We start from the raw sequence: 20,505 nt of genomic DNA, 5'->3' as shown, positions 1-20,505 counted from the left end.
GGCCCGCGAACGGGACAGGCTTACAAAAAGGGCGGCACTTACGCCGCGGCGACCGTCCCGAGTGCCGGGACCGGGATGACGACGCCCGCGGGCATATCCGAGGGCGCGGTGTCCATCACTTCGTCGGCCTCAAGATCGTACAGTTCACGCGCGATCTGGTCGGTCAGGGCCGCAGGCGCGCCGTCGAACACGACCCGTCCCGCCGACATGCCGATCAGGCGGTCGCAATAGCTACGCGCCAGATCGAGCGAATGAAGGTTGCACATCACGGTGATGCCGAAGTGCTTGTTGATGCGCAGCAGCGCGTCCATCACGATCCGGGTGTTGCGCGGATCGAGCGAGGCGATCGGCTCGTCGGCCAGAATGATGTCCGGCTGCTGGACCAGCGCCCGGGCAATCGCCACGCGCTGCTGTTGTCCGCCGGAGAGCTGATCCGCGCGCTGCGCGGCAAGCGAAGCGATATCGAACTGCTCGAGCGCCGACAAGGCAATCGCCTTGTCTTCGTCGGGCCACAGCTGCAGCAGCGAGCGCCAGGACGGAATGTCCGACAGCCGCCCCATCAGCACGTTGGTCAGCACGTCGAGACGTCCGGCCAGATTGAATTGCTGGAAGATCATCGCGGAGCGGGAGCGCCATTTGCGCAGATCACGTCCCTGCAGCGCCGTCACATCGACGCCTTCAAATAGAATTCGCCCCGCAGTTGGCTCCGCGAGGCGATTGATCATGCGCAACAGGGTCGATTTGCCGGCGCCGGAACGGCCGATAACGCCGATAAAGCTTCCCGGCGCGATGGAGAAAGACGCATTGTCCACGGCGGTCTTTGCGCCGAAACGGCACGTCAAACCATCCACCACCAGCATGCGATGCTCCACTTCATCATTTCGCGTTGCACCACCGCTAGCGCCGGGATTCTACAGTTGTGTGACAGTTTCGGCGATGTGCGCGCGATGGTCGCGCCAAGAAACGCGGGGAGAAGACCGCAAACGTCACGCGCACGTCATGATCTCGTCATCAAAACGATAGACGACGTCGCGGTCCGGATGCACGCGCATCCGCTCTGGCGCGGACGATATCATGGCCGGCAAGGCACTCTCGGTTACACCTCTCGTTGATTCCTCAGCCAAACTTCAGGACACGCAGCTCGGGGCGTACTGCGAGGTCGGGGCGCGCAGCGTCCTTCACGAAGTCACCATGGGCGACTACTCCTACGTCGTGAATGACAGCCAGATCACATATACAACGATTGGTAAATTCTGCTCGATTGCGGCGATGACCCGGATCAATCCGGGCAATCATCCGATGCAGCGGGTGACGCAGGCCCACTTTACTTATCGCTCCGGCAGCTATTTCCCCGGTGAGAGCGACGACGACGCCTTCTTCGCATGGCGGCGCGGCCATCACATTAACATCGGCCACGACGTCTGGATCGGCCATGGCGCGATCGTGCTGCCGGGCCGCAACATCGGCACCGGGGCCGTGATCGCGGCCGGCGCCGTCGTCACCAAGGATGTCCCGGCCTATACCATCGTCGCCGGCAATCCGGCCCGCCCGATCCGGCTCCGCTTTCCGGAAGCGGTTGCCGAGCGCCTCATCGAGCTCGCCTGGTGGGATTGGGATCATGAGACCCTGCGCGTCGCGTTGCCGGATTTTCGCCATCTCGCCATCGAAGACTTTCTCGACAAATATGAACCAGAGGCAGCGGCACGCCGCCTCGCAACCAAAGACGGACGCAATCGTGACTGATCTTTTGATTCATGGCGGCCGCGCCCTTGTCCAGAACGACATCCGTGAAACCAGCCTGCAGACGGCGGTCCGCGACATCGCCGCACTGGACGCGGGCACGGCAGCTCTCGGCCTTGACGCCAGCGGATTGCTGGTGCTGCCGGGCATCGTCGACATCCATGGCGACGCCTTCGAACGGCAGATGATGCCCCGCCCGGGTGTGGACTTCCCGATCGATGTGGCGCTGGTCGACAGCGACCGCCAGGCCATCGCCAACGGAATCACCACCGTATTCCACGCCACCACCTGGTCATGGGAGCCGGGGCTGCGCAGCGGCAGCAATGCGGAGCGGCTGCTCGACACCATCGAGGCGCTACGCCCAAGGCTCGCGGCCGACACGCGCTTTCATTTGCGTCAGGAGGCCTACAACCTCGATGCCGAACCGACCATCGAGCAATGGCTGGCAGCGGGCCGCATCGATCTGCTCGCCTTCAACGACCATATGAGCTCCATCGTCGCCAGCCTGGATCGGCCGCAGAAGCGCGCCAAGACCGTGGAGCGCACCGGCCTGTCCAACGAGGCCTTCGACCGACTGGTCGCCGATGTGCTGGCCCGCGCCGACGAGGTGCCTGCATCCATTTCCCGTCTCGCCGCGGTGGCCCGCGCCAATGGCGTGCGCATGCTGTCGCATGACGATGAAAGCCCGGCCCAGCGGCAGGCATTCCGCGCCAAGGGCGTCACCATCGCCGAATTCCCGGTCAACGAGGAGACCGCGCGCGACGCCGCCGACGGCGGCGACTTCATCGTGTTCGGCGCACCCAACGTGGTGCGCGGCGGCAGCCACACCGGCTGGACCAAGGCGTCCGACATGATCGCCAAGGGGCTCTGCTCGGTGCTGGCATCGGACTATTATTATCCCGCACCGCTGCTGGCCGCTTTCCGACTCGCCGCCGACGGCATCCTGCCGCTGCCACAAGCCTGGGCGCTGGTCTCGTCAGCCCCGGCGACCGCGGCCGGTCTAACCGATCGCGGCCGGCTTGCACCAGGACAACGCGCCGACCTCATCCTGGTCGATGATCGCGTCCCGCTGCGGCCGCGCATCGTTGCCGTCGTCGCCGCGGGACGCGTCGTTCACCTGACAGAGGCCGATCGGCTGACCCGATTGGGCGCCGTGGCGCGCAAGACGGTTGCGGCTGCCTGACGCCGCTCTATTCTAAGAGACATGACGAGTTTCCCCCGATACGCGATCTATTTTGTGCCGGCGCCCAACAGCGACCTCTATCACTTCGGCGCTGACATCCTCGGCTACGACGCCTTCAGCGGTGATGTCAGGCCTTTCCCTAATGGCCTCGTGGAGACCGTGCCTGATTGGCACGGCCTGACCAGCGATCCGCGCAAGTACGGCTTTCACGCCACCCTGAAGGCACCGTTCGCGCTGGCCCCGGGCAACAGCGAGACCGACCTGATCGCAGCTTGCGAAGATTTCTGCAGCTCGCCCCGCCAGTTGCCGGTGATCCAGCCGGTGGTGCGCCCCATCGGCGACTTCATCGCCATCGTGCCAGATGAGCCCTCAGCCGCCTTGAGCCGGCTCGCCCAGGACTGCGTCGAAAGCTTCGACCGTTTTCGCGCGCCGCTGACATCAGCGGATCGCGCGCGGCGCAATCCGGACAAGCTGACGCCGCGGCAGGTCGATCAATTGGATCGCTGGGGATACCCTTACGTCCTCGACGATTTTCGTTTTCACATGACACTCAGCGGCCGGATTCCCCCCGAGCGACGCGACGGCATCGTGGTTATGCTGCGCGACCGGTTTGGCGCACTTGATCATCCGGCGCTCACGATAGATCGGGTGGCAGTGTTCCGCCAGGACGATCCGCAGGCGCGATTCCGGATCGTCAGCCATCATCAGGTACGGCCGGCTCTGGCATCCAGCCCATCACCAAGCGCCTGAACCATCGAGAGCTGCTCGCTTCCCGAGCGGCCGAACAGGCTGCTGACGAGATCGACCATCAGCCGCACCGTGCGACCCCGCTCGTCAAGCAGCGGGTTGAGTTCGACCACGTCGACCGAACGGATCAGCGCGGATTCGCGCAGCAGCTCCATCACCGCCCGCGCCTCGCGCTCATAGGCGCCGCCGGGTACAGTGGTGCCGGCCCCCGGCGCGAGCGCGGGATCGAGAAAATCCACGTCGAAACTGACATGCAGCACGCCGTTACGCGCCTTGATGGTATCGATCATACGCCTGATGGCGGCGTCGACGCCGAACTCGGCGATCTGCCGCATGTCGACCACGGCGATGCCGCGCTCGCGCAGCAATTTGCTTTCGCGCCGATCGATCGAGCGGGTTCCGAACAAATAGAGATGATCCGGCCTGATGGATACCCGCGTCTCCTCGCCCAGCAGATCGTCGAGCCCCGGCTCTCCGCAAAGAAAGGCCGCCGACATGCCGTGCATGTTGCCCGACGGCGTGATCGCGGGCGTGTTGTAGTCGGCGTGCGCATCCAGCCACAGCACGAACAGTTCGCGGCCAAGCCCCTGCCAATGCCGCGCGACGCCATTCACCGACCCCATCGACAGGCTGTGGTCACCGCCAAGAAAGATCGGAACGGCCCCGGAACTCGCCAGCGCGAACGCCCGCGCGCTCAACGCCCGGGTCCAGGCCTGGATCTCATGATAATGATGGGTGTGCCGCGGCGCCGGTCCCTCGTCCGGCAGCTTTTCGCGTCCCGACATGTCGCCGTGATCGTCCACCGCAAATCCCAGCCGCTGCAGCCGGGTGCCGAGTCCCGCCGCGCGCAACGCCGCCGGCCCGCGCGACGGACCGCGGACCGATGCGCCGCATTCGATGGGAATACCAAGCAGCGCGATCCGCGTGACACGGTCTGTGTCGAGACCCGGCTGGATCGATGCAACGCTGTTGCAGCCTCCTTCAGCCATCTCGCTCCCTCTCTCGGATATCGCGCTGGCGCGCGAGAAGGTGATGGTTCAAGACACCCAAACGAAAAACTGTCGGCGACATGCGGTGAAAGCAGGTGAAGTACGCTTTTACAGCACGGACGCCTCAGGCGGCCGCGGCGATCTTGCGCGGGCTCACCGCATGTTCCTTCAGAACCGTATCCGTTGCATCGACCTCCTTGAGCAGGACATCGTAGCTCCAGAGATCGGCGAGATGCTGCAGCACACGCTTGGCATCGGCCTCGTTGAGCAGGCTTCCGTTCACGACCTGATGGCGCAGCAGCAGGCGCCTGTCACCGGCGAGATCGACATCGACGACCTCGATATTGGGCTCGATCAGGCCGACGTCATATTGCCGCGCCAGCTCACGGCGCACCCGGCGATAGCCGCGCTCGTCATGGATGGCCTGGACCCGAATGCCTTCGCTGTCCGCGGGATTGTCGTGCAGATGGAACATCCGCATGTGCCGCATCAGCCGCGGGCTGAGGAATTGGCTGATGAAGCTTTCGTCGCGATAGTTGGCCCAGACATCACGCAGCACGCCCATGACATCGCCGTTCCCGGCGATGTCGGGAAACCACTCGTGATCCTCGTCATCCGGCTTGGTCACGATCCGCTCGATGTCCTGCATCATGGCGAAGCCCAGCGCATACGGATTGAAGCCCGAGAAGCGCTGATCATCAAAACCCGGCTGGAACACCACATTGGTATGCGACTGCAGAAATTCCAGGAAATTGCCGTCGGAGATCCGCTCCTGCTGGTGCAGGCGGTTCATGATCCGGTAGTGCACATAGGTTGCGGTCCCCTCGTTCATCACCTTGGTGAGGCCCTGGGGATAAAAATACTGCGCGATATGGCGCACGATCCGCAGCAATTCGCGTTGCCACGACTGCAGCCGCGGCGCGGATTTCTCGAGAAAATACAGGATGTTTTCCTGCGGTAACCCGAGCAGGCTGCGACGCCGGTCAACACTCAGTTCAGTCGCGGTCTTGCCGGGGCCGGACGGGACGGTGCGCCAGAGATCGTTGAAGCTGCGCTCCTTGTGGCTCCGGCGCTCGCGTTCGCGCTTCTCCTCGGCTCGCAGGTCGAGCGCCTTCTTGCCGGGATAGCGGAACACGCCGTGCGACATCAGTGCGTGGGCGGCATCGAGCGTCCGCTCCACCGCCAGCTGGCCGTGATGCTCCTCACACTGGGCGATGTAGCTCTTGGCAAAATTCAGATAGTCGAGGATGCCCTCGGCATCGGTCCACTGCTTGAACAGATAGTTGTTCTTGAAAAAATGATTATGGCCGAACGCGGCGTGCGCGATGACCAGAGTCTGCATCGTCGCCGTGTTCTCTTCCATCAAATAAGAGATGCAGGGCGACGAGTTGATCACGATCTCATAGGCGAGCCCCATCAGGCCTTTGCGATAGAACGCCTCATGATGGGCGAAATGCTTGCCGAACGACCAATGCTTGTAGAAAAGCGGCATCCCGACCGAGGAATAGGCGTCGAGCATCTGCTCCGCCGTGATGACCTCGATCTGGTTGGGATAGACATTGAGCCCGAGCTCGGACAAAGCGATGCCTTCGCAGGCATCGTGTATCCGCTGCAGCAACTGGAAATCCCAGTCGGCGCCGCGATACAAAGGTGCGGCCGATGCTACATTCACGGAGTGGCCCTCTCCTGCTTTCCGCGCTTCTGGAACAGGTCACGGAACACCGGAAAAATCTCGCTGCGGTCGCTGACTTTGCGCATGGACAACGGCGCACCCTCGTTGCTCAGGCGCTGGTAAAGGGTCCATAGCGCGGAATCCGGCATATCCATCGGACCGCCCGACTCGCTGACTTCGAGATACGCGAAGTATTGGGTCACCGGCAGAAGCAGCTCGGTCAAAATCCGCCCTGTGACATCGCCATCCGAGTAGGAGTTGTCGCCGTCGGAGCTCTGCGCCGCATAGATGTTCCAATCAGCCGGACGAAACCGCGTCCTGACGATCTCGTGCATGGCCTGCAGTGCGCTCGACACCAGGGTGCCGCCCGACGCCGGACCGCGGAAGAAGGTTTCCTCGTCCACCTCTTCGGCGCGGTCGGTATGCCGGATAAAGACGATCTCGACATGCTTGTAGCGTCGCGTCAGGAAGACGTAGAGCAGCATGTAGAACCGCTTGGCGAGGTCCTTCATGTGCTCCGACATCGAACCGGAGACGTCCATCAGGCAGAACATGACGGCTTGCGCCACCGGCTTCGGCACGGTTTCGAAGCGGCGATAGCGTATGTCGATCGGATCGATGAACGGAATGCGCTTGATCTTGGACTTCAGCGTGGCGATCTGAGCCTGGAGCGCGATACGCCGTTCTTCGTCGTCGCACGCGGCGAGCTCCGCCTCCAGTTCCTCGATCGTCTCGGGCCGCGGCCGCCGCAACGCGATCCGCCGGGCCGTCGCCAGTTTCACGGTACGGCTGACAGACAGGTTCGCCGGCGAACCGGCGATCGAATAGCCTGCGCGGCGAATGCCTTCATGTTCGGCCTCGGCGAGCTTGCGTTTAGCGAGATCCGGCAGTTCAAGATCGTCGAGAAAGAGGTCGAGGAATTCCTCCCGGGTCAGGACAAAGCGAAACGCATCTTCACTGTCGCCCTCGCCGGCTTCCTTGGGTCGCCCACCGCTCTCGCCGGAGCGCGGCAGGACATCGCCTTCGATGAACTTCTTGTTGCCCGGCAGCACATGGTCGCGGGTGCCGGCACTGCGCCGGAAGCGCGGCTCGCTGGTGCCGTCGAGCGGGATCGAAACCTCCCCGCCCTCCAAAACGTCCTTGATGCTGCGATTCTGCGAGGTGTCCTTGACGGCCCGCTGCACCAACGCCTTGGCTCTGCGCAGAAAACGCTGTCGGTTTTCGAGACTTTTACTGCCCGGGTTCAGGCGTCGATCGACGATATGCATTGCCGCTTTCGCATTTCGACCTTCAGCGCTCTCGATCGTGAAGAAAACGCATCAAACAAGCAAGCCCTAGCCGGCCTGTTTGACCCGCATATACCACTCGACCAGACGCCGGACCTGACGCTCGGTGTAGCCCCGGTCGACCATGCGATCGACGAATTCACCGTGCTTCTTCTCGGTCTCGCCATCCCGCTTGGACCCGAACGATATCACCGGCAGCAGGTCCTCGACCTGCGAGAAGATTCGCTTTTCGATCACTTCGCGAATTTTCTCGTAGCTGGTCCAGGTCGGATTCTTGCCGCCGTTCTGCGCCCGCGAACGGAGCGAGAACTTCACGATCTCATTGCGAAAATCCTTTGGATTGGCGATCCCGGCCGGCTTCTCGATCTTGGTCAGCTCCTGGTTGAGCAGTTCACGATCCAGCATTTGACCGGTGTCGGGGTCCTTGAAGTCCTGGTCTTCGATCCAGGCGTCGGCATAATCGACATAACGGTCGAACAGGTTCTGCCCGTAGTCCGAATAGGATTCGAGGTAGGCCTTCTGGATCTCATGGCCGATGAATTCCGCGTAGCGCGGGACCAACTCGGCCTTGATGAATTCCAGATGACGCTTCTCGGTCTCGTCGGGCAGTTGCTCGCGGCGGATCGACTGCTCGAGCGTGTACATCAAGTGAACGGGATCGGCGCCGACTTCCGCGGTGTCGTGATTGAACGTTGCCGCCAGTACCTTGAAGGCGAAGCGGGTGGAGATGCCGTCCATGCCCTCATCCACGCCGGCGGCATCCTTGTACTCCTGGACGCTGCGGGCCTTGGGATCGGACTCTTTCAGGCTTTCGCCGTCGTACACGCGCATTTTCGCAAACAGCGTGGAGTTGTCATGTTTGCGCAGGCGCGACGCCACCGTAAAGCGCGCCAGCGTTTCCAGGGTCGCCGGGGCGCACGGCGCGGTGGACAGCTCCGAGTTTGAAATCAGCTTTTCATAGATCTTCTGCTCTTCGGTGACCCGCAGGCAGTAGGGCACCTTGATGACGCAGATACGATCGATGAAGGCTTCGTTGTTCTTGTTGGCCTTGAAGCTCTGCCACTCCGATTCGTTGGAGTGCGCCAGGATGACGCCGGTAAACGGAATCGCACCGATGTTCTCGGTGCCGATATAGTTGCCTTCCTGGGTCGCGGTCAGCAACGGATGCAGCATCTTGATCGGTGCCTTGAACATCTCGACGAATTCGAGGATGCCCTGATTGGCCCGGTTAAGGCCGCCGGAGTAGCTGTAGGCGTCGGGATCGTTCTGGGCGTAGGTCTCCAGCTTGCGGATATCGACCTTGCCGACCAGTGACGAGATGTCCTGATTGTTCTCGTCGCCGGGTTCGGTCTTGGCGATCCCGATCTGCCGCAGTCGCGACGGCTGGATTTTCGCGACCCGGAAGCGAGAGATATCGCCGCCAAAGGCTTCGAGCCGCTTGTAGCACCAGGGGCTCATCAACCCGCTGAGACGCCGCCGCGGAATGCCGTAGCGCTCCTCGATCACCGATCCCAGCGTGTCCGGATCGAACAGGCTGAGCGGGCTTTCGAACACCGGACTGAGTTCATCGCCGGCCTTCAGCACATAGATTGGATGCATCTCCATCAATGACTTCAGGCGTTCGGCGAGCGACGACTTGCCGCCGCCGACCGGCCCGAGCAGGTAGAGAATCTGCTTGCGCTCTTCCAGCCCCTGCGCGGCATGTCGGAAGAACGACACGATCCGCTCGATTGTCTCTTCCATCCCGTGGAAGCCCGCGAAAGCAGGATAGACCCGCATGGTGCGGTTCAAAAAAATTCGGCCAAGGCGGGAGTCCTTGGCCGTGTCTATCATCTGTGGTTCGCCGATCGCGGCAAGTATTCGTTCCGCCGCATTGGCGTATCGCATCGGGTCGTCTCTGCACGACTCCAGATATTCCGCCATCGACATGTCAGCTTCACTGCGCGCTTCGAACGAGCGCGCAAATGCATTGAACAGAGAATCGTTGTACATGACCCCGTCTCCTATGCCCCGTCAGTCGGCATGCTAATCGGCGACGTTATGCAGCGGTCACTAAAGCTGCATAATCTCTCGCGAATCAGCAGCGCATTAGACCGATTGGACACCCGGGGAGCATCCTTCGGCAATACACGAATTGTGCAACCGCGTGATTCATTAGTATGCTGTTGCCAAAAAGTTCGGCGAAAACGCCCTGCCGCCACGTACATGAACAACATAACCCGATACCCGTCGTCACGTGTCGAACGCCAGCATCACTGCAGGCCCGCATCGCTTGCACCGGCGATTGCCGGCGCGCCGCTCGGTTTTGGCATCAACGCGAACGGTGTCGGTCCGGTAAGAAAACGCCACTGCTATTCATGTGTTCCTGCGACCTTGCATTTGGTTCAAGCGCGCAGCGACCTCTTCAGACCGCGTTCTTACCTCACTGGAAGATGTAGGCAGGACTCCGGCGACATGAGCCCCAGTCGCGAAAAGTTGAACCGGTCAGTCGTACTGCCCCGTCGCTGCCAACACTTTGGATCCGTTTACGAATTTGACGGAAACCTGGGACGGACAGCGCCGAAAGGTCGCAGCCGTGGCGGCCTGGCGCTGGCAAGGCGCCAAGACGGTGGCCGATCATCTGACGGTCGACGAGACACACGACGAAGGTGTTATGGTTCGTCATCTCCTCCCCGAGATGCCGAACAGCGCTCGCCGTGGCAGCTGTCGATGCGACCGTCACCAACAAGAAGAGCAAGAGGACCGAGACTATGACGACTGCGACCAAGGTTGAGGGCCGCGTCCTGCGCCCGAGCGAGATCAAACCTCACGAGCGCGGCGGCGGCGCGCGCACCATTCCGCTCGTGACCCGAGCCGTTGGTTCGACCAGCCTGCTCAACGGCATCACCGAGTTCGGTCCCGAGGCTGCGATCCCGCTGCACACCCACAATTGCGAGGAAAGCGTGCTGGTGCTGGAGGGCGACGCGATCGCCGAGCTCGACGGCGTGCAACATCGCATGAGCGCCAACGACACCACCTGGGTGCCGGCAAACGTGCCGCACCGTTTCATCAACGCATCCAGCACCGGCAAGCTGCGGATTTTCTGGACCTATGCGTCCGTCGATGCGACGCGTACCATTGTCGCGACCGGAGATACCCGTTCGATCGATTCCGAGCGGATCTGAGAATAGAAATCTCCCACACGATCAAGCGCGATGCCAAATGCATCGCGCTCTCGCCCGGCATCATTTAACCGAGATGCCGGCCTCCTGGATCAGCTTGGCGTATTTGGCGAACTGATCCCGCGTCAGGTTGCGCAGTTCCTCCGCCGAGCTTCCCCGCAGCACGAGGCCCTGCTCTTCAAGCCGGCGCTGCACGTCCGGATCGGCCAGCGCCTTGCGGACTTCGTCGTTGAGCCGCGTGATGATCGGCGCCGGTGTCCCCGCCGGGGCGAGCATGGCGAACCAGGAATTGAACAGAAAACCCGGCAAGCCGGATTCCGACACTGTCGGCACATCGGGAAATTGCGTCAGCCGCTTTTGGGTGGTGACGCCGATCAGCTTGACCTGGCCACCCTGCACCAGCGACATCACCGTGCCGAGCCCCTGGAAGGCCACCGGGATTTGTCCGGCCGCCACATCGGTCGCGGCCTGTGTGGCGCCGCGATAGGGAACGTGAGTCAGTTTGATGCCGGCGTTCGCGGCAAACAGCTCCATCGCCAGATGCTGCGGGCTACCGAGGCCGCCCGAGCCGTAATCGATCTTGCCGGGCGCAGCCTTCGCCCCGGCGATCAGGTCGGCCGCGCTCTTGAAGCCGGATTGCGGATAGGCGATCAGCCCCCACTCCACCGTCGCGACCAGCGAGATCGGCTCGAAGTCCTTCAAGATGTCCCATTTGACCGGCTGCAGGTTCGGCACCATGGTCATGATGCTGTCGTTGAAGCCGCCGATCGTGTAGCCGTCCGGCGTCGCCCGTGCCAGTTGCTCGGCACCTATCATCCCGGACGCGCCCGGCTGATTGAGGATGACAATCTGCTGGCCCATGTTTTCCGACATTTTTTGTGTGACGATCCGCGCCGCCACGTCCACCGCGCTCGCCGCCGCAAGCGGGATGATCATCTTGATCGGCTGGTTCGGATAATTCGCCTGCGCGTGCGCCGCGCCGGTCAGGACAAGCAGCGCAAACGTTGAAATGATCGAACGGCGAAAGTTCATGTCGGTTTCCCCCAAATGTCTTTTTTGTTTTCTAAGGTCTTCTTATTTTCTTAGGCCAGTTTCTTGATTTTGAGCTGCTCGGCGAGTTGATCGAGATTGCGCTGCAGTGCCGGATTGATGGGAATGCCGTCGGTCAGGCGCGCCACGCGGGTGTCGTGGCTACGTTCACCCGGCACGAAAATCCGGTCCACGCCCGGCATCCGCTCGCTGCCGCGCAAATCACGAACCAGCGTGTCCACGCGCGTCTTGAACGCATCGACATCGCCGAAGGCCGAAATGTCGATCGCTGCGATGGCCTGTCCGGTGTTGGTGATGGTGCTGTCGTCGTGGTTGAAGTCGATGACGTCTTTGCCCATCGCGGCCCCGCCCAGCGTGCCCGCCAGCAGGCCGATCACCAGCGCCAGGCCATACCCCTTGTAGCCGGCTTCCATGCCGCCAAGCGGCAGCAGCATGCCTTCGTCGGCGCGGGTCGGATCGGTCAAAGGCTTGCCCTGACGGTCGATCATCCAGCCTTCCGGCATGGTCTCGCCGCGTTGCGCCTTGGTCTTGACCTTGCCGTAGGCGGCGACCGTGGTGGCCATGTCGAGGACAATCGGCCGCTCGTTTCCGGCCGGGATTGCAACCGCAATCGGATTGGTCGACAGCAGCATGTCGAGGCCGCCCCAGGGCGGCAGATGATTGGCGTTGCCGACGGCGAAATACAGGCCGATCATGTTTTGGGCGAGCGGCATGCTGGCATAGAGCGACGCCGGACCGGCATGATTGCTCAGTTGTGAACCCACCCAGGCGATGCCGGTGGTGCGCGCCTTCGCGATGGCGATCTCAGCCGCGCGCGACATCACAAGATGTCCCATGCCGTTATCGCCGTTGATCAGGGCCGTGCCGGCACGCTCTTCCACCACACGGATCGTGGGCTTCACATTCAGGCCGCCCGCCTGAATCCGGCGCGCATAGGGCACCAGCCGGGTGACTCCGTGCCCATCGGAACCCTGCAGATCCGCGTCCGCCATCAGCTTCGCGACAACCGCCGCATCCGCATCCGGCAGGCCCAATGCCATCATGGCGTCATGGATGAACGCCTGCAAACGATCAAATGTAACTTTCATGTCCTGCCGTGAAACTCCGCGACATCAATGTCGCGAGGATATCTGGACTCAAATTCCATCTCCACTATTATTGATCAGGTGATCAAAATAAATCGGCGGCGTGGGACCAACCGCGACCACCGCAATAATAAGGGAGGCGACCATGTCCACGCGCAGAGATTTCCTCAAGGGCGCCGGCACCGCCGGCATTGCGTTTTGCAGTTGCGGCCTGCTGGACGCCGCCCACGCGCAAAACCCACGCCCGCGGCAGTTGCCGATCACTATCAAGGGCAAGCGCATCAAGACCATCGACGTGCACGCCCACTGCTATTTCCATGAATCTATCAACTTGATGGGCGATGAAGCCGGCAAGATCCTGCCGCCGGTCAAGGGAGCCCCGGAGCACTTCATCCTCATCGAGAATCGGCTGAAAGCCATGGATGCCATGGGCATCGACATGCAGGTGCTGTCGATCAATCCGTTCTGGTATCGCAGGGAACGCGAGGCGGCCGCCGAAATCGTCAAGGTACAGAACGAGAAACTCGCTGAACTTTGCGCGTCCAAGCCGGATCGTTTCGCCGCGTTCGCGTCGCTGGCCTTGCAGTATCCCGACCTCGCAGTGAACCAACTGGACCACGCCGTGAAAAAGCTGGGTCTGCGCGGCGCCGCGATCGGCGGCAGTGTATCGGGTGAAGATTTTTCAGATCCCAAATTTCATCCGGTATGGGCCAAGGCGGAGGAGCTCGGCGCCGTGCTGTTCATCCACCCGCAAAGCACCCCCGAGCTCGCCAAACGCTTCAAGGGCAATGGCTGGCTGTCCAACACCATCGGCAATCCGCTCGACACCACCATTGCGCTGCAGCACCTGATTTTCGAGGGAACGCTGGATCGTTTTCCCGGGCTGAAGATCATTGCCGCCCATGGCGGCGGCTATCTCGGCTCCTATGCGCCGCGCTCGGATCACGCTTGTTTTGTTTCGCCGCAGAACTGCAATCCGGACATCAAGCTGAAGAAGAAGCCGACCGAATATCTCAACCAGCTGTATTTCGATGCCCTGGTGTTCACACCCGAGGCGCTCCGGCATCTGGTGGCGCAGGTCGGCGCGAGCCAGATCATGCTCGGAACCGACCACCCGATCCCGTGGGAGGAACATCCGGTCGATCATGTGTTTGCGACCGACAGCCTCACCGACCGGCAGAAGGCGGCAATCCTCGGCGAGAATGCCGCGCGGCTGTTTGGAATGAAAGGGACATAAATAGACATGAAGGCCGGAACCGATCGGCCGAACCAACCGCACGACTGACCATGGAATCCGTCGCTTCTCCATCGCCCGCGACCGCGTATCGAGTTGGCGGCCAGCTTCGCCGGGGACCGGTCTCAGGGCGAGCCGGTCTCGATTGTCACAATGCGCCGAAAAGGGGGGCGTCCGGGAGCCTCATCAGGATGGAGGACTGAACTAAACCAAACGTAGCAGGAAGTAATCATTGCCATTACCGAGCTTGTTGGGAATAATACCGCTCGCCGGACCTTTACTGCCCGTTCATATGCGGGGTCAGCCATTTTCAAAGAGAGCTGGTAAAAGCTAGACAGTTCAACTGCACAAGAACCGCCGTTCAATCCGCCAGATCTTGATCGCATCGTCATCAATCGGATGACGGATCGGCTTCGGTGATTCTCGAATCAAGACTTCATTTGAGACTTTCTTGTTCCGCGCTTCATTTTATTGAGCCTTGCGATGTCATTGCGACGGTATGAATCCACTTCCGATCGCAACGGTTTGCCAACGCAGGGGACAGCATCGTCGCCGCGGCGATGACATAGCCATTTAAGCACGGGGGCTGGGATATTCCAGAAGATTGTAATGGCGCGTATTTTTGTCAGTTATACATCGGTCGATCGCGACTTCGCTTACTGGATCGGCAAAGAACTTCAGGCGCTTGGCCATGAGCCCCATCTTCACGACTGGGAAATCCGGGGTAGCGGCGACATCCTAGCCTGGATGGAAGAACAGATAGACGAAGCGGATCATACGCTTTGCGTTTTTTCCGACGACTACCTGAAGGCCCGGTACTCTACGCTCGAGCGAAGGGCCGCGCTTTGGGACGAGGAGCGGCCCGGTTTTGCACTGATCGTGATGGCGAAGCCCTGTAAGATCCCAGCGCTCTTCCGTCATTTCCGGCGCTGTGAATTATACGATGTGTCGGGAGACGCAGTACGGCAGCGCTTTAAGCAATTTATGCAGGGCCTCGGCCAACCGGCAAAAACCACCGAACCGCTCCCGGGTCTCGCTGCCTCGAATATTCCCGTTCAGGAGCCGACTCATTTCCTCGGACGAGATCGCGAACTCGCCGACATCGAGACCGCGCTCGCCCGCGACAAGGGAAAAAGATCGATCGCCGCGCTGCACGGCTTGCGCGGCGTCGGGAAAACCACGCTGGCGGCCGCCTTCGCGGAACGCCACAGCAAGGCCTACAAGGTGACATGGTGGATTCGCGCGCAGAGCGAGGCCACCATCTGCGCCGATCTGGTGGCGCTGGGCCTTAAGCTCGGCTGGATCACCCCGGAGAACGATCAAAACGTCGCCCTGGCGCTGGTTCTCGACCGGTTGCATCACGAGGGCGAGAATATATTGCTGATCTACGACAATGCGGCACGCGTGGCGGATATCAAACGCTATCTGCCGCGCGGGGCATGCCGCATCATTGTCACCTCGAATGCATCGAATTGGCTGGATATCGCCGCCGCCACGGTGGAAATCAAGACATGGTCCAAAACCACCGGCGCCAAATATCTGCTGGCCCGTACCGGGCGAAAAAAGGAACGTGACGCCGCGGCGGCGCTATCGGATTTGCTCGGTGGACTTCCGCTCGCGCACGAGCAGGCCGCTGCGTATTGCGAACGGCTCGATGTCTCGTTCGACGAATACCAAAGACGGTTTGTCGCGGCGACCGAGTCCATGCTGGATAAGGAGCGTGACGCGCCGGACGCCTATCACGACGGTCGAACGGTAGCCGCGACATTCAGAATGGCCATCGAGCAGGCAACGGGACTTCATCCCGCGGCCGAGCCGCTGATCGTGCTCGCCGCCCTGCTGGCGCCGGAACCGATCCCGCTGTTCTTGTTCTCCGAAGCGCGCGAGATGCTCGGCGAACCGCTAGCGACCCTGCTCGCGGGTGATGGATTCGAGGACGCCGTCGCGGCATTGCGCGCGTTTGCCCTCGTCAGCCGCAGACCGCTCGCGGAGGAACGCATCAAAGCTTGGTCGGCCGACGCCATCCGCATTCATCGCCTGGTACGACAGATTGCCATCACGCGGAGAAGCGCGCGCGAATGCGACGACATTCGGCGCACCATCGCCGCTGCGTTGGCCGACGTCTATCCGCGCCGCTTGATCGAGAATCGATTACGAAGCCAGCGCGAAAAGGAGCAGCTGATCCCGCACGTGCTGACCGCCCTCAATTTTCTTCACGCCGATCACGATGCCGAATTCAACGCGCGCGAACTGCTCGATTCCATGGCGCGTCTCGTCATGCTCACCTTGCAGGACGTCGGTGCCAAGAACATCAGTCCGGAATATCTGCCGACGGTGCTCGCGGATTTCTACGAGGTGCAGCCTCTCTCTGAAACGATTGCCCGGCTGGTCGAAAACGAGGACGCATGGCCGAAGCTGCAGGACCGGTTGCTCGACGCCAACAACTATGTGCTTCGTTATGCGATGGCCGAGGCCATCGCCGACGCCTGGGGCGTGGAAAAGATCAGCGCCCTGATCGACAAGGCCAAGAACCTCAACGAATTCGAGCTCGGCGGGTATGCCCTGGGCCTGGTTTACGCTCGAGATCCGCAATTGATCACGCTCCATTATCTCGAAAAGCTCGCCGATCACCCAGCCTACCCCGGGCGATCAATTCTGGGCGACCTCCTCCTCAATCTGGCATTGCGCGATTCACCAGACATCACACCTGATTTACACGCTCTGTTGCCGAACCGAAGATTCTGGGAGCCGGTCTGGGATTTCGTCGCCTTGGACATACAAACCATCGAAGCGGCGGAAGCCTTCGCGGCGAAGCCGCGCAAAACGCCTCCGCCATCCACCGGTGACGAGGTCAGCAAAGCTTATGCGGCTTTGCTCGCGGTCGAGACCGGCATTACCGAACGCATGAAACATCATGTAGCGGGGGGAACGCTGCACACACTACTCGATCAATACTTTCGCCTGGGCGAGGATCCGACGCGCATAGAAGAGGCCGAAGGCGAACTGGCCGACGTGTCCCCGCCGGAATTGCTTGAACTGATGCGAGTTTTCTTTGCCCACCCGATCTGGTCGGTCGCCGAATCCGCAGCCACCGTGCTGTCGTTACTGGTCACGCGCGATCATGACAAGGCGAACGAACGGCTGCAGATCATTACGCTGCTGCTCGACGATCCGCACTGGCGTGTCCAGTTCGGGGCCAATGAGGCCGCGTTTGCGGTACGCCATCATGACGACGCCGTGTTTCATCGTTCGGTCGAGCGATTTTACGATCACTGGAACTGCAAGATTCGTGGGCTTTGCGCTGAGAATCTCGTCGCTCTTATTTTGAATTCAGGTACCGCCAAGCGCAATGATCTGCTTCGCCGACATGAGAAGCAGATCAAGTTCTGGATCCGCGACGAAGATTGCTGGGTGCTGGAACACGTCTTTCGTCTGTTTCAGACGCTTTATCTCAGGGGCGTTTCGTTCGACCGGCTCCTCGCGGACGGCATGTCGCGCCTGTTCGACGACTTGCCGGAGTTCTTCACACTCGCCCGCGAACCCTTCTTGCGCCATATCGAGCAGCGAAAAATTGCTCTCGTGCTCGAGGGAAGCGCGACTATGGCTTGGGCAGAGGCTTCATCATGACCACCGAGGTTGCGGAGAAGCCTTCCCGTTCGAACAGTTCGTGCGCCCGGTGATTGTCCTTGCCGCTTTCAAGGAAAATCCGCTCACAACCATGCCCGCTGGCTTCCAGAGTTACCCAATCGATGATGGCCTTGCCGATACCCTGGCCGCGATGCGCCGTTTCGACCGCGATGTCCTCGAGGATGGCATAAGGCACAGGAGCCTCCAGAAACAGCGAAACCAGTGCGATGCCGACGAGATGCTCGCCGCGGCGCGCCTCCATGACGGGATAAGATGTGGCACAGGCGGAAATCTTGCCTCCCTCCCTGGCGATACGGGTCTCGATCTCCTGCGCAAAGACATCGACAATATCCGGGCGCCATCGACCAACGTCGAGGGCCCGGGGGCCCTGCAACTCGGAATGAGAAATATAGGCGGTCGTGACGTTCGCCGCGAAGAAGCGCGCGAGATCTCTTGCCATGCCGGCGTCGTTGCACCAGCGAATGATCAGGGGTGGAGATTCGATCACAATTGGACAACCTTTCCGAAAAATGGCTTGCTTGAAATATCAACTGACAAACATCAATAAACGTAAACAGTCGGCTATATTCTGCAACGGCTTGCCCGAATAGCAAGACCTTCACTGCGAACATTTCACACAAACCGACCATTTTTCTGATTGCGGATATTCAGCGATGAACATCGAGTTGACTATTTCCATGCATCGCGGCCTCAACCCGCCGAAACCGAATTTGGTGCTACGCGTCGGGATTACCGGACACCGGCCCAAGCCATACCAATTTCCGCACTCGTCGATTGATTTCGTCGAACAAAAACTGCGCGACGTTTTCGCACACATCGATGACACCCTGGTCAAATTTGCCCGCAAGGAGCAAAACGGAAACGACGTCTATTCCCACGCGCCCCATGCGGTGCGGCTGGTGTGCGGCCTCGCCGAGGGCGCTGACCAGATCGCCGCTGCAATGAAGCCCGCCCAGTGGGCTCTCGATGCCATACTCCCTTTTCCCCGTGACGATTATGCGACCGATTTCAAGCGGTCCGCGGCCGGCGACGAAATAGACGTGACCGCAGGTTTTAAAAAGGCCCTCGCGGGAGCGACCACGACGGTCGAACTCCCCAATAGTTCGCGCTCCGGTCGAAGCAGGCCGACCGGCGACATTGCCCCCGACAAACCACAGGATCGCAGTGCCGCTTACGCGCGGCTTGGCGGTTTTCTGCTCCGTCAGGTCGACGTGCTCATCGCCGTTTGGGACGGCAAACGGGAAGAAGGACCGGGCGGCACAGCGACCGTCGTCAAGGGCGCCATCGAAGCCGGCATACCGGTGATCTGGATCTCGACGCTGGAAAACACGATTGCCAGAATGGTCATAGATATCGACGACGACGAGCGCCCTGTTGCGCCTGAAGCCGATTGCCTCGGCGGTTTACTGACGGACGCGATCCGTGCCGTCGTCTCGCCGCCGATCAACACATATGCCGATCAGCGCCTGAATGAGTTTTTCCGCGAGAGCTGGCCGCTGCCGTCGCGCTGGATCAGCTATGACCTGCTGAAGCGTTTAGCCGAGGCCAAGCCCATCCGCTTCAAGCTCGTGCCCGAAACGATTGATCATTACGCGGAAAACTGGGCGCCGCTGACCGCCGACGGGCCCAAGACCGGACATCTGGGCAATCGCATCGCCGATATCCTGGTTCCGCGCTATGCATGGGCCGATGCGCTTGCGGTCGATTTTTCGCACCATTACCGTTCGACGTATGTGAACGCCTACCTGCTGGCAACCGGTGCAGTCTTCATTGCGTTGTTCGGCCTGTTCGGTCACGATCTTTTTCACCAGGCGGAAGCTCAGCTTGCGTTCAAATGCGGGCTTGTCACGCTCGAACTGATCCTGATCACAACCGTAGTACGCATGGTCCTTCGTGGCCGCAAAAGCCGCTGGCAGGAAAAATGGGTTGAGTATCGTGCGCTCGCCGAAATGCTGCGCGACGCACGATTTCTCGCCTTGATCGGCGAACACGGCCGGGCCCAACGCAACGACGATCTGGAGCCAAAGTCCTCCGCCTGGTTCCTCTGGTATCTCCGCGCGACAATCCGAGAGGTCGGCCTCCCCGACGCTCTGCTTAACGGCACCTATCAACAGGCGGTATTGAACACCGTCGACAAGCATGTCGTCGAGGAACAGATCGTCTGGCACAAGGCCAATGCCGCGACGCTGCACCGTATCCATCACTGGCTCCACACCCTCGGCGACATCTGCTTCCTGACGACAGGCGGGCTGCTTGCCGTATTCTTTCTCGGATGGCTCGCTTTTGCGTTCGGCATCATGCTGGAGGGCAAGGTACTGGGGGCTATCGTCGGGTTCGGTCATGATCACCAGGACGCGCTCGGCCCGATCGAACAGAGCACCGGCATGCCTGCGGACGCTCGGCTCGGTACGTGGCTCTTCGCCATCAAGAACTGGATCACCTTCGCGGCAGCGTTTCTGCCGGCGCTCGGCGCGGCCCTGGCGGGGATCCGCGAGACCGGCGATTTCGAAAAATTCTCCGATCGTTCGGCTAAAACCGCGGCATCTCTCGAAGAGCTGCAACGTGATCTGGCACTGGCCCGGCGCAGGCTTCGCCTCGATACCACCGGTGATGTTTTGCTTTCGGCAGCGCAAGTGTTAACCGAAGACTTGGCCGACTGGCACATGGTCTACGGACACAAGCGGTTGGACCTGCCAGTATGACCGGCGCA

General features: G+C 61.1%; 15 protein-coding genes. 7 read left to right on the top strand and 8 right to left on the bottom strand.

The window, feature by feature from the left end; genetic code table 11:
- Positions 1-38: 38 nt before the first annotated feature.
- The gene (phnC, locus tag RS897_RS14210) at positions 39-860 is read right to left on the bottom strand and encodes a phosphonate ABC transporter ATP-binding protein (RefSeq protein ID WP_315837164.1); all 822 of its coding nucleotides are present in this window, start codon (positions 858-860) and stop codon (positions 39-41) included.
- Positions 861-1,074: 214 nt separating this feature from the next.
- Between phnC and RS897_RS14205 the strand changes: the two genes are divergently transcribed.
- Genes RS897_RS14205 through RS897_RS14195 form a run of 3 tightly spaced genes read left to right on the top strand, consistent with a single transcriptional unit; the run spans position 1,075 to position 3,673 of the window.
- Complete coding sequence (locus RS897_RS14205; protein WP_315837163.1) at positions 1,075-1,743, top strand: LbetaH domain-containing protein; 669 nt, start codon at positions 1,075-1,077, stop codon at positions 1,741-1,743.
- Complete coding sequence (locus RS897_RS14200) at positions 1,736-2,923, top strand: alpha-D-ribose 1-methylphosphonate 5-triphosphate diphosphatase (protein ID WP_315837162.1); 1,188 nt, start codon at positions 1,736-1,738, stop codon at positions 2,921-2,923. Before RS897_RS14205 ends, RS897_RS14200 begins: the two co-directional genes overlap by 8 nt.
- Positions 2,924-2,944: 21 nt before the next feature.
- Complete coding sequence (locus RS897_RS14195; protein ID WP_315837161.1) at positions 2,945-3,673, top strand: DUF1045 domain-containing protein; 729 nt, start codon at positions 2,945-2,947, stop codon at positions 3,671-3,673.
- Here the strand turns inward: RS897_RS14195 and rocF are convergent.
- The 4 genes from rocF to RS897_RS14175 all read right to left on the bottom strand — a co-directional run bounded on the left by rocF (position 3,628) and on the right by RS897_RS14175 (position 9,609).
- Complete coding sequence (rocF, locus tag RS897_RS14190; protein ID WP_315837160.1) at positions 3,628-4,659, bottom strand: arginase; 1,032 nt, start codon at positions 4,657-4,659, stop codon at positions 3,628-3,630. The genes RS897_RS14195 and rocF overlap by 46 nt on opposite strands.
- A gap of 124 nt (positions 4,660-4,783) precedes the next feature.
- Positions 4,784-6,331 carry a SpoVR family protein gene (locus RS897_RS14185; protein WP_315837159.1) on the bottom strand — a complete coding sequence of 516 codons (1,548 nt, stop codon included), beginning with the start codon at positions 6,329-6,331 and terminating at the stop codon, positions 4,784-4,786.
- On the bottom strand, positions 6,328-7,599 hold the full coding sequence (locus tag RS897_RS14180; RefSeq protein ID WP_315837158.1) for a YeaH/YhbH family protein: 1,272 nt from the start codon (positions 7,597-7,599) through the stop codon (positions 6,328-6,330). Before RS897_RS14180 ends, RS897_RS14185 begins: the two co-directional genes overlap by 4 nt.
- A 66-nt stretch (positions 7,600-7,665) precedes the next feature.
- Entirely contained in the window at positions 7,666-9,609 is a 1,944-nt protein-coding gene (locus RS897_RS14175) for a PrkA family serine protein kinase (protein ID WP_315837157.1), read from the bottom strand.
- 758 nt (positions 9,610-10,367) lie between these two features.
- Between RS897_RS14175 and RS897_RS14170 the strand changes: the two genes are divergently transcribed.
- Positions 10,368-10,781, top strand: coding sequence for a cupin domain-containing protein (locus RS897_RS14170; protein WP_315837156.1), 414 nt, complete (start codon positions 10,368-10,370; stop codon positions 10,779-10,781).
- A gap of 60 nt (positions 10,782-10,841) precedes the next feature.
- Here RS897_RS14170 and RS897_RS14165 read toward each other — a convergent pair whose 3' ends face one another.
- Both RS897_RS14165 and RS897_RS14160 read right to left on the bottom strand, forming a co-directional pair.
- Positions 10,842-11,810, bottom strand: a complete 969-nt coding sequence (locus tag RS897_RS14165) for a Bug family tripartite tricarboxylate transporter substrate binding protein (protein ID WP_315837155.1) — start codon at positions 11,808-11,810, stop codon at positions 10,842-10,844.
- A gap of 50 nt (positions 11,811-11,860) precedes the next feature.
- Positions 11,861-12,916, bottom strand: a complete 1,056-nt coding sequence (locus RS897_RS14160; RefSeq protein WP_315837154.1) for an Ldh family oxidoreductase — start codon at positions 12,914-12,916, stop codon at positions 11,861-11,863.
- Positions 12,917-13,058: 142 nt separating this feature from the next.
- Between RS897_RS14160 and RS897_RS14155 the strand changes: the two genes are divergently transcribed.
- Both RS897_RS14155 and RS897_RS14150 read left to right on the top strand, forming a co-directional pair.
- Complete coding sequence (locus RS897_RS14155; RefSeq protein WP_315837153.1) at positions 13,059-14,150, top strand: amidohydrolase family protein; 1,092 nt, start codon at positions 13,059-13,061, stop codon at positions 14,148-14,150.
- Positions 14,151-14,756: 606 nt separating this feature from the next.
- Positions 14,757-17,774, top strand: coding sequence for a tetratricopeptide repeat protein (locus RS897_RS14150; protein ID WP_315837152.1), 3,018 nt, complete (start codon positions 14,757-14,759; stop codon positions 17,772-17,774).
- Here the strand turns inward: RS897_RS14150 and RS897_RS14145 are convergent.
- Positions 17,746-18,234, bottom strand: a complete 489-nt coding sequence (locus RS897_RS14145) for a GNAT family N-acetyltransferase (RefSeq protein ID WP_315837151.1) — start codon at positions 18,232-18,234, stop codon at positions 17,746-17,748. The genes RS897_RS14150 and RS897_RS14145 overlap by 29 nt on opposite strands.
- Positions 18,235-18,448: 214 nt before the next feature.
- Here RS897_RS14145 and RS897_RS14140 point away from each other — a divergent pair, with 214 nt between their 5' ends.
- A complete protein-coding gene (locus RS897_RS14140) occupies positions 18,449-20,497 on the top strand; it encodes a hypothetical protein (RefSeq protein ID WP_315837150.1) in 2,049 nt (682 codons plus the stop codon).
- Positions 20,498-20,505: the final 8 nt, after the last annotated feature.

The organism is Bradyrhizobium prioriisuperbiae (assembly GCF_032397745.1).
GTDB classification, from domain to species: domain Bacteria; phylum Pseudomonadota; class Alphaproteobacteria; order Rhizobiales; family Xanthobacteraceae; genus Bradyrhizobium_A; species Bradyrhizobium_A prioriisuperbiae.
This window is presented reverse-complemented; position numbering and strand designations above follow the sequence as displayed.

Excerpts from the sequence above, each read along its gene's own strand:
- RS897_RS14170 (WP_315837156.1), top strand. The coding sequence starts at position 10,368 with ATGACGACTGCGACCAAGGTTGAGGGCCGCGTCCTGCGCCCGAGCGAG.
- RS897_RS14165 (WP_315837155.1), bottom strand. The coding sequence starts at position 11,810 with ATGAACTTTCGCCGTTCGATCATTTCAACGTTTGCGCTGCTTGTCCTG.
- rocF (WP_315837160.1), bottom strand. The coding sequence starts at position 4,659 with ATGGCTGAAGGAGGCTGCAACAGCGTTGCATCGATCCAGCCGGGTCTC.
- RS897_RS14205 (WP_315837163.1), top strand. The coding sequence starts at position 1,075 with ATGGCCGGCAAGGCACTCTCGGTTACACCTCTCGTTGATTCCTCAGCC.
- RS897_RS14140 (WP_315837150.1), top strand. The coding sequence starts at position 18,449 with ATGAACATCGAGTTGACTATTTCCATGCATCGCGGCCTCAACCCGCCG.
- RS897_RS14150 (WP_315837152.1), top strand. The coding sequence starts at position 14,757 with ATGGCGCGTATTTTTGTCAGTTATACATCGGTCGATCGCGACTTCGCT.
- RS897_RS14175 (WP_315837157.1), bottom strand. The coding sequence starts at position 9,609 with ATGTACAACGATTCTCTGTTCAATGCATTTGCGCGCTCGTTCGAAGCG.
- RS897_RS14155 (WP_315837153.1), top strand. The coding sequence starts at position 13,059 with ATGTCCACGCGCAGAGATTTCCTCAAGGGCGCCGGCACCGCCGGCATT.
- RS897_RS14145 (WP_315837151.1), bottom strand. The coding sequence starts at position 18,234 with ATGGCAAGAGATCTCGCGCGCTTCTTCGCGGCGAACGTCACGACCGCC.
- RS897_RS14160 (WP_315837154.1), bottom strand. The coding sequence starts at position 12,916 with ATGAAAGTTACATTTGATCGTTTGCAGGCGTTCATCCATGACGCCATG.
- RS897_RS14180 (WP_315837158.1), bottom strand. The coding sequence starts at position 7,599 with ATGCATATCGTCGATCGACGCCTGAACCCGGGCAGTAAAAGTCTCGAA.
- phnC (WP_315837164.1), bottom strand. The coding sequence starts at position 860 with ATGCTGGTGGTGGATGGTTTGACGTGCCGTTTCGGCGCAAAGACCGCC.
- RS897_RS14195 (WP_315837161.1), top strand. The coding sequence starts at position 2,945 with ATGACGAGTTTCCCCCGATACGCGATCTATTTTGTGCCGGCGCCCAAC.